This window comes from Streptomyces sp. NPDC048606 (assembly GCF_040650855.1).
Taxonomy (GTDB): Bacteria; Actinomycetota; Actinomycetes; order Streptomycetales; family Streptomycetaceae; genus Streptomyces.
The window spans coordinates 1-7,899 of the sequence record NZ_JBEZIB010000081.1 but is presented as its reverse complement, the minus strand read 5'-3'; the positions used below and the strand labels follow the sequence as shown (position 1 = coordinate 7,899).

Genomic DNA, 7,899 nt, shown 5'->3' with positions numbered 1-7,899 from the left:
GAGACACGCCCCCCAGTCATGGGACCAGCACGAACACCACCGGCTGACGGACCGTCACTGCCAACCCCCACTGACACCAAACCGACACATCGCACATGGTCGACGACCCGAACGGCACCTACGGCGCCTGGATCGCCGAGCTCGGCCTGTCCGAGGCGATCGAGCGGGGGATCCTCGCCGGATTCGAGATCGACGTCCTGGAAATCCGCGACCCCTCCCCCGCCCTCGGCGAGACAGAGGAAGCACAGCGAGGCCGGCGCCTGGCGCTCCTGCAGACCGCGCTCCTGGAGCACGCCGCGGCATACAACCTGCGCACCGTCATGACCTTCCACCAGAAGGTGCAGGAAGCCGCCGCGTTCGCGGAGAAGCTGCCCAAGACCGCGGCCGAGCTGTACGCCACCGACGCCACCGACGCCGATCTGGCGGCCGCGGAGCAGCTCCCCGCGTCGTCGATCGACGCGGAGTTCTACGAGCTGGAGGCCGGCCGTCACGTCCCGCCGGACCGGGTGTGGGCGGCGTGGCTGTGCGGGGACCACCTCGTCACCGAACGCCGCGAGACCCTGCGGCAGTTCGCCAACGGCATCGACGCCACCGGCCACCGCGTGCACCGGGCGTTCCTCGCCTCCGTGCGGGTCTTGGGCGAGGGCGTGGACATCACCGGCGAGCGGGGGGTGGAGGCGATCTGCTTCGCCGACACCCGCGGCTCCCAGGTCGAGATCGTCCAGAACATCGGCCGGGCCCTCCGGCTCAACAAGGACAGGTCCACGAAGATCGCCCGCATCATCGTGCCGGTCTTCCTGGAGCCGAACGAGGATCCGACCGACATGGTCGCCTCCGCCTCGTATGCCGGCTTGGTGGCCGTACTCCAGGGCCTGCGCTCGCATGACGAGCGCCTCGTCGAGCAGCTCGCCTCCCGCGCCCTCACCAGCGGCAAACGCAAAACCCACCTGCGGCGCGACGAGGACGGACAGATCGTCGGCACCGGCAGCGAGGGCGAGGACCAGGAGGACGGCGCCGACGCCGCGGCCGAGTCGGCACTGCTGCACTTCTCCAGCCCGCGCGACCCGGCCACGATCGCCGCGTTCCTGCGCACCCGGGTCTACCGGCCGGAGTCCCTGGTCTGGCTGGAGGGCTACCAGGCACTGCTGCGGTGGCGGACCGAGAACGAGATCACCGGCGTCCACGCCGTCCCGTACGACGTCGAGGTCGAGGTCGGCGTCACCAAGACGTTCCCCCTCGGCCGCTGGGTGCACCAGCAGCGCAAGGCCCTGCGCGCCGGGGAACTCGAGGACCGGCGCAAGGTCCTCCTGGACGCCCCGGAGGCCGGGATGGTGTGGGAGCCCGGCGAGGAGGCGTGGGAGGCCAAGCTCGCCGCCCTGCGCTCGTACCGGCGGGCCACCGGACACCTCGCACCCCGACAGGACGCCATGTGGGGCGAGGACGACGAGATGGTGCCCATCGGACAGCACCTGGCCAACCTCCGCCGCAAGGGCGCGAAGAACGGCCTGGGCAAGGACCCGGACCGGGCGGCGGAGCGCGCGGCGCAGCTGACCGGGATCGACGAGGACTGGAACTGCCCCTGGCCACTCGACTGGCAACGCCACTACCGGATCCTGGCGGACCTGGCCGAAGCCGGCAGCATCCTGCCCCACATCGCGCCGGGCGTCGTCTACGACGGCGACGACATCGGACGATGGCTCCAGCAGCAAAAGCAGCCGGCCACCTGGGCACGGCTGCTGCCCGAGCAGCAGGAACGGCTGACCAGGGTGGGCGTGCAGCCCGACCAGACACCCCCTCCCGCCCCCGCAGCCAACCGCGGGACGAAGGGCCCGAGCAAGGCGCAGCAGGCGTTCCAACGGGGACTTGCGGCCCTTGCGCAGTGGATGGAACGGGAAGGCGCGGACCGACCGGTACCCCGCGCGCACGGCGAGGAGATCACCGTCGAAGGCGAGGCCGAGCCGACCGTCGTGAAACTGGGCGTATGGGTCTCCAACACCAAAAGCCGACGCCACAAACTCACCGCCGACCAACACGCCGCCCTCACGAAACTGGGCGTGGACTGGGCGTAGGCAGGAACTCCCGGCGCCGTCTCCTCCGGCTCACGGAGGAGACGATGGGTCCCTTCCGGAAGTGATCGAAGATGTTCTCGGATGGTGCGTGCCCGACCCTAGGAGCGGTCACCGGCGGCGAATCGATCCGCCTGACCACCCGAGCCCGGTGCGTCACCCCGACGCCACCTGATCGGACCAGAACCCGGGACGCACCTCCACAGCAACCGAGCGATCGGCCCTGCTGGTGAACCCGCCGCTCTCCCCGCGCCCCGCGCCGATGACGCCGCCACTCCGACAGGGAGAATGCAGCTGGTAGGGGCTTGAACGAAGCCCACCGGCGACGCTCTGATCGGTGCGTCAATGGCCTTGGTCAGGCTGTCTCCAGCCAGGACTGGGCCACTTGGTCTCTGACGGACAGGAACATTCCGAGGCAGCTGTACCAGTCGGCGTCGCTTCGGCCTGTCTGCCACCACTGGGGCAACGTGTGCTGGGGACCTGCGGGCGGCTCGGTGGTGCGGACGCACCCGGGTGGAATCGCGTCGATGGCGAGCGTGAAGCGCACGGCTGTGAAACCGGAGTCGACGCGGTAGAACAGACGCAAGTCGGTGGCATCCTGCGGTACCCAGGCAGGTAGCCAGCCGCGGGTCTGTTCACCTGCACGGACCGCGTCCGCGTAGGTTGCGTAGTGGACATCGCGGGATTCGTGTCGCGCGGTGGAGCCATGAACGAGCGCCGCGGTGAGAGCTGCCGCCGTGAGGAGCGCGGCCGTGACGACGACGAGTACGCGGGAAGGGCTATGCACCATGAAGTGGTCCTGTCAGTGGGTTGGCGCGCCAGAGGGAGGTTGCTGTCCGGTTTGCGGCGCGCGGCAGGTGGCATGCGTGGGCATGTCATGCATGTACGTCTCCCCAGCGCGCTCCGAGCTTTGAGGCTGCGTCGCCCGCGGGAGTTTCCTCGCCGTCGTAGTCGAACTCGTCACTGAAGACCAGCCTGCCCTGCTCTGTGACGCCTCGCGGCCGAGCCGTCGTCGGGGACGATGCGCTTGTGGTGGAGGTAGTCGACAACGTTGTCAGGTCGCCGGTCGGCGGGGTGCGGGGCTGCTGCCCGGCCTGGGCCACGGTGTAGCGGGCAGTACGGTGAGCGCTGCCGGCGGTGCGACGAGTCGTTTGACTCGCCGCTTGCGGGCATGAGAACTCATGAGCGGTCTCCATGGTTCTGGGGAGTGGGGAGGCGTCAGGCGCGGTTGTCGTCCGCGGCGTGACAGCTCCCCTCTCGGTGCGGGGAACGGCTTGTAAACCCCGACGGGAAACGGGGGTCGTCCGGTTCCGCCTCGAGGGCGGCTTGTTGTTGTCGAGGCCGGCCGGTCAGGGTGGTGGCCGGTATTTCCAGGAGGGGAGAAGTCCTCGTTGCATGCGCGCCGCCAAGGTTGTCCATCCGACCGAGACCACAGCGGTGCAGATGCCTGCGCCACCGCACGGGTCAGGCGCGGTGGGTCGGGCCGGCGGTCCGGGTGAGGCGTTCGCCGACTCGCGCTGCCGGTCGGAACTGATGACCGGTGGCGACCCTTGGCGGTGAGGGAGGAACGAGTGATTGCCAGCCTGGGTCGATCTCCACGGCGGCCTGGCGCTACCCGACTCGGTTCCGCGTTCGGTGAATGCCGACCAGCAAAACAGGTTTAGACCACCCTCGCCTCAAACCTGCTCACAAAATGACAATTTTTGCCCTACAGGATTGACTTCTCGCCGCAGTCCGCCGCGTAGAGTATGCGACTTGACCTCCACGACGGCCCGGTGTGCTGCTGTCTCGCCGCTCCAGAATCAAGGAGCTCAGGCCATGACGCACCGTCCTCACGCACGCAAGAAACGCCTCATCGCTCTGGCGCTTGCCGCCGCCGCCGCGGTGAGCTGGTCCGCTGCCGGCTTGCCCGGATGGGCGGCCGAGGAGACCAGTACCCGCGCGGCACAGGAACAGCCGCTCGTCCTGCCCGTCGCCTGCGACAGCCAGGACAGCCCGGACAAGGGGTGGTACCAGGCCGTCTACGTCCACAAGGCCGAGAAGCCGGCCCGGCCGGAAGCCGTACGGCACATCCGACAGGTCCTGTGGAACATCGACCAGATATTCGAAGCGAGCGCGCGGCGCTTCGGCCAGAAGGACAGCCGACGCCCTCGTCTCATACAGGACGCCTCCTGCCAGGCCGAGGTCATGACGCTGAGCCTGCCCGGCCTGCCGGCATCGGCGCCCAACTTCGCGGAAAGCCACAAGGCCGCCGACGCCGTCATCGCGCAGAAGGGTGCGGAGCTGGAGGGCCCGGAACGAGATCGCTTCGACAGGACCCGAACCCTGTACTTCTTCGACACGGACGTCAGGCTCTGCGGCGTCGCCTCGGAACCCAAGCCGGCCTCCAGGGCAGACCTGCACACGGGGACCGCCGCGGTCAACTGGCCCTGCGCCGGCGAGTTGGCCATGTCACACGAGGTGACCCACCTGTTCGGGGTCAGCCACTGTGACAAACGGCTGGATCAAGGCCGAGATCCCATGTGCCGCACCCAGGACACGACCCCGCGCTGCGACGACATCCTGGCCATCGCTGTCCTCGACTGCGCCAAGGACGAGTTCACCTACTTCTCCCCCCGCCCCGAACCCGGCAGTGCCCTCGCACAGCGCCCGAACGAGAACGTGGCCAACAGCCCCTACCTGATCACCGACAGCCCGGCACCCGCGGTCGACGTACGCCTGATCGGCACGCGCACGGGCGAGTGCCTGGGCGTGAGCACGGACCAGACGGCCGTCCATCAGAAATGCGATGACAGCGCATCGGTTTGGAGGCGTGGCATCGACGACGAGGGGTTCCTGACACTTCAGCATGCCGCCAGTGGGAAGTGTCTGGCCGCGCCCGCCAAGAGCCTGCAGGCCACCCGGACCACCGTACGGCTCGAAGCCTGCGCCAGGGCTCCACGTCAGCAATGGGCGATGAGGTCCTCGGACTCCGCGCCGTACGAGTACCAACTACTCAATCGCAGCACCGGACAGCGGGTGCAGGTACCCGGCAACGCCTCCAAACCCGGCCTGCCCATACAAACGACGACCGGTGGAACCGCCGCCGTCTTCCGTATGGCATCGGCCCAGCCCTCACCATGACCGAACACCCGAAGTCGCCGCCGCAGAAGAAGCCGGTGGAGCCGCCGCGTCCGCAGCCGGCGACGAAGCCGAAGTCGCTCACCGGGGTGTGGGAGCCGGGCGAGGAGGCATGGGAGACCAAGCTCGCCGCCCTGCGCTCGTACCGGAAGGCCACCGGACACCTCGCACCCCGACAGGACGCCGTGTGGGGCGAAGACGACGAGATGGTGCCCATCGGCCGGCACATGGCCAACCTCCGCAGAACCGGGGCGAAGAACGGCCTGGGCAAGGACCCCGACCGGGCCGCCGTGCGCGCGGCGCAGCTGAGCGGGATCGACGAGGACTGGGACTGCCCGTGGCCGCTGGACTGGCAGCGGCAGTACCGGGTCCTGGCGGACCTGGTCGACGCCGACCGCGTTCTGCCCCACATCGCGCCGGGCGTCGTCTTCGACGGCGACGACGTCGGCCGGTGGCTCCAACAACAGAAACAGCCGGCCCACTGGGCGCGGCTGCTGCCCGAGCAGCAGGAGCGGCTACCGCGCTGGGCGTGCAGCCCGACCAGAAGCCGTCTCCCGCCCCCGCGGCCAGCCGCGGGGCGAAGAAGACCGAGCAAGGCACAGCAGGCCTTCCAGCGGGGCCTTGCGGCCCTTGCGCAGTGGGTGGAGCGGGAGGGCGCGGACCGGCCGGTACCTCGCGCGCACGGCGAGGAGATCGCAGTCGACGGCGAGGCCGAGCCGGTGATCGTGAAGCTGGGCGTATGGGTCTCCAACACCAAGAGCCGACGCGACAAGCTCACCACCGACCAGCACGCCGCACTCGCGAAGCTGGGCGTGGAATGGGCGTGACAGGCTGTCCGGCTCGTCGTTGAGCTGGGAGGTCAGCGAAGTGGAGGCCCCGGGACGTCGTGACCCCCGGGGCCTTCGGCTTGCCCTCCGGCACCGGGACGGTGGTGCAACACGGGCTGCAACACGACCCCTTGACGGCTTTCTGGCCATGTTTGTGCAGGTCAGGGGTGCAACGCGCAGTCGTGTTGCAGCGTCGGTGTTGCACGGCCGAGCGGGTGTGTTGCAGTCTCAGGTCGGTTCGGCTGCCCGTGGGAACGCCCTCCGACGACATCAGCTGTCGGATAGCGTCCCACCATGTACATGCAGATCGACCCTCCCAAGGCGTGGGAGAGGCTGCGGGCCAGCCGTTCCGACCGACCGGGTAGAGCGAGCGGTGGGGCGCGGGCAAAGACGTACGCCACGGCGCTGGAGCAGGCGCAGCAGATGTTTCGGGCGGCTGAGGGCGTGGGTCCGCAGACTCGTCCCTTGCTGGTGTTCTATGGCCTGAGTCAGGCGGGTAGGGCGATCGCGGCCGCAGCCGTCGACCTCAAGGGCGAGGACTGGAACCTGGTCTCGCACGGCATCCATGCCTCGGGCTATCACCTGGACTTCGCCGACATCGAGATCCGCACGGATCCTGCGGGCACTGCTGGCAGCTTCGTGCGGCTCAGCCAGCTGCTGGGCTCACCGGTCTGGGGCAACGACACGGTCGTGCGGTTGGAGGAGGTCTGGGACACCCTCCCGGCCAACTTGGAGTATCCGCTGACCGCTCGTGAGCGGTTCACGCCCCTGTACGCGAGCACGGACATGATCAGAGGCATCGACTTCCACCCTCTGCTCACCGTCGAAGTCGGCGATATCTTGGACCGCGTAGTGGACGCTGGCAGCCGCACGGCTCTGGATGAGTTCCTGCAGCGCTACCCCGGCGCCGCCGGGTATGAGGACTTCGCCCGCCACCGGGCGGGAGACCACGCGGAGCCGGACTACGAGCGGAGCCACCCGAACGCTGGCTGGCTGTCCATGCACTGGAAGATGCCCCCGGAGGCCGGCAGCCGAAAGGAGCGTCTGGAACGCCTGTCCGCGATGACCCGGAAGTACGCCGGGCATCGCTACTTCTTCCCGACCGTCGCGGGCCTGCCGCGTGAGCTCCACCCGCTGATGGCGTGGTGGGCGGTGCTGTACGCGCTGTCGATGCTCGCCCGCTACCAGCCCGCCCAGTGGGCGAACCACATCAACGTGGACGGCAGCCGACACGCGGTGCCCATCGAGAAGATCCTGGAACGGGCCATGGAACACCTGCCCGTCCTGATCGCGGACACCATCGAGGAAGTCGCCACCTGGCCGTAGAGGCCGGGCAAGGCTCACTCCGTGCCCCACCGACCGGCGAACTCCTCCAAAGCGCGGCGTTGCTGTTCCTCGCGGGCGATCTGCCGGGCGAGGACGTCGCGGTCGATGTACGGATCGACGGCGACGAGGACCAGGCGCTGGAGTTCGTCCGGCTCTAGCGCTTCCACTTCCCACTGGACGGGGTGCTCGATGTCGAAGCCGTAGCGGCGGGCGAAGGCCGGCCATCTCGGGTCGTCGCGTTTGCCCTCGGTCGCCGGGAGCCCGTACGCGCGCGTCTGCTCGTACGTGAGGAGCACCCGGATCACGGAGCTCCAGCAGCCCGTGCGCTCCACCCAGTCGCGCTCGATGTCCTCGCCGGAGCAGTCGAAATCGCCGACCACGAGTAGACAGGCTCCGTGTTGCTCGTGGGCGACGCGGTGGCGGACGACGTCGGCGTAGGACTGGGAACTGAAGCCGCGGACAATAAGACGTCATCTCATTTGGGCTTCGTTGGTAGGCTGGCGGTCATGGTGGGGATCGTTGAACGGCTGGTGCCGGACGAGCTGTGGGTGCTGTTTCAG

5 protein-coding genes and 1 pseudogene are annotated in these 7,899 nt (G+C 68.8%); 4 read left to right on the top strand and 2 right to left on the bottom strand.

Annotation, left to right across the window (positions count from 1 at the left end):
* Positions 1–95 precede the first annotated feature (95 nt).
* Positions 96–2,069, top strand: a complete 1,974-nt coding sequence (locus tag AB0D01_RS39210) for a Helicase associated domain protein (RefSeq protein WP_363064123.1) — start codon at positions 96–98, stop codon at positions 2,067–2,069.
* Between the two features lie 352 nt (positions 2,070–2,421).
* On the opposite strand, the gene AB0D01_RS39205 is transcribed toward AB0D01_RS39210, so the two are convergent.
* Positions 2,422–2,856, bottom strand: a complete 435-nt coding sequence (locus tag AB0D01_RS39205; protein WP_363064121.1) for a hypothetical protein — start codon at positions 2,854–2,856, stop codon at positions 2,422–2,424.
* Between the two features lie 1,028 nt (positions 2,857–3,884).
* On the opposite strand from AB0D01_RS39205, the gene AB0D01_RS39200 reads away from it, so the two are divergent.
* The 3 genes and pseudogenes from AB0D01_RS39200 (at position 3,885) to AB0D01_RS39190 (ending at position 7,339) form a co-directional block, all read left to right on the top strand.
* Entirely contained in the window at positions 3,885–5,189 is a 1,305-nt protein-coding gene (locus AB0D01_RS39200) for an RICIN domain-containing protein (RefSeq protein WP_363064119.1), read from the top strand.
* An 86-nt stretch (positions 5,190–5,275) separates the two neighbouring features.
* A pseudogene (locus AB0D01_RS39195) lies at positions 5,276–6,013 on the top strand (helicase associated domain-containing protein); the annotation flags it as partial.
* Positions 6,014–6,307: 294 nt separating this feature from the next.
* Complete coding sequence (locus AB0D01_RS39190) at positions 6,308–7,339, top strand: YaaC family protein (protein ID WP_363064117.1); 1,032 nt, start codon at positions 6,308–6,310, stop codon at positions 7,337–7,339.
* Positions 7,340–7,353: 14 nt separating this feature from the next.
* Here the strand turns inward: AB0D01_RS39190 and AB0D01_RS39185 are convergent, their stop codons facing one another.
* Positions 7,354–7,719, bottom strand: coding sequence for a hypothetical protein (locus AB0D01_RS39185; protein WP_363064115.1), 366 nt, complete (start codon positions 7,717–7,719; stop codon positions 7,354–7,356).
* Positions 7,720–7,899 lie beyond the last annotated feature (180 nt).

What these genes read in the sequence shown, in the direction of transcription:
- AB0D01_RS39210 (WP_363064123.1), top strand. Translation starts at nt 96, where the DNA reads ATGGTCGACGACCCGAACGGCACCTACGGCGCCTGGATCGCCGAGCTC.
- AB0D01_RS39190 (WP_363064117.1), top strand. Translation starts at nt 6,308, where the DNA reads ATGTACATGCAGATCGACCCTCCCAAGGCGTGGGAGAGGCTGCGGGCC.
- AB0D01_RS39205 (WP_363064121.1), bottom strand. Translation starts at nt 2,856, where the DNA reads ATGGTGCATAGCCCTTCCCGCGTACTCGTCGTCGTCACGGCCGCGCTC.
- AB0D01_RS39200 (WP_363064119.1), top strand. Translation starts at nt 3,885, where the DNA reads ATGACGCACCGTCCTCACGCACGCAAGAAACGCCTCATCGCTCTGGCG.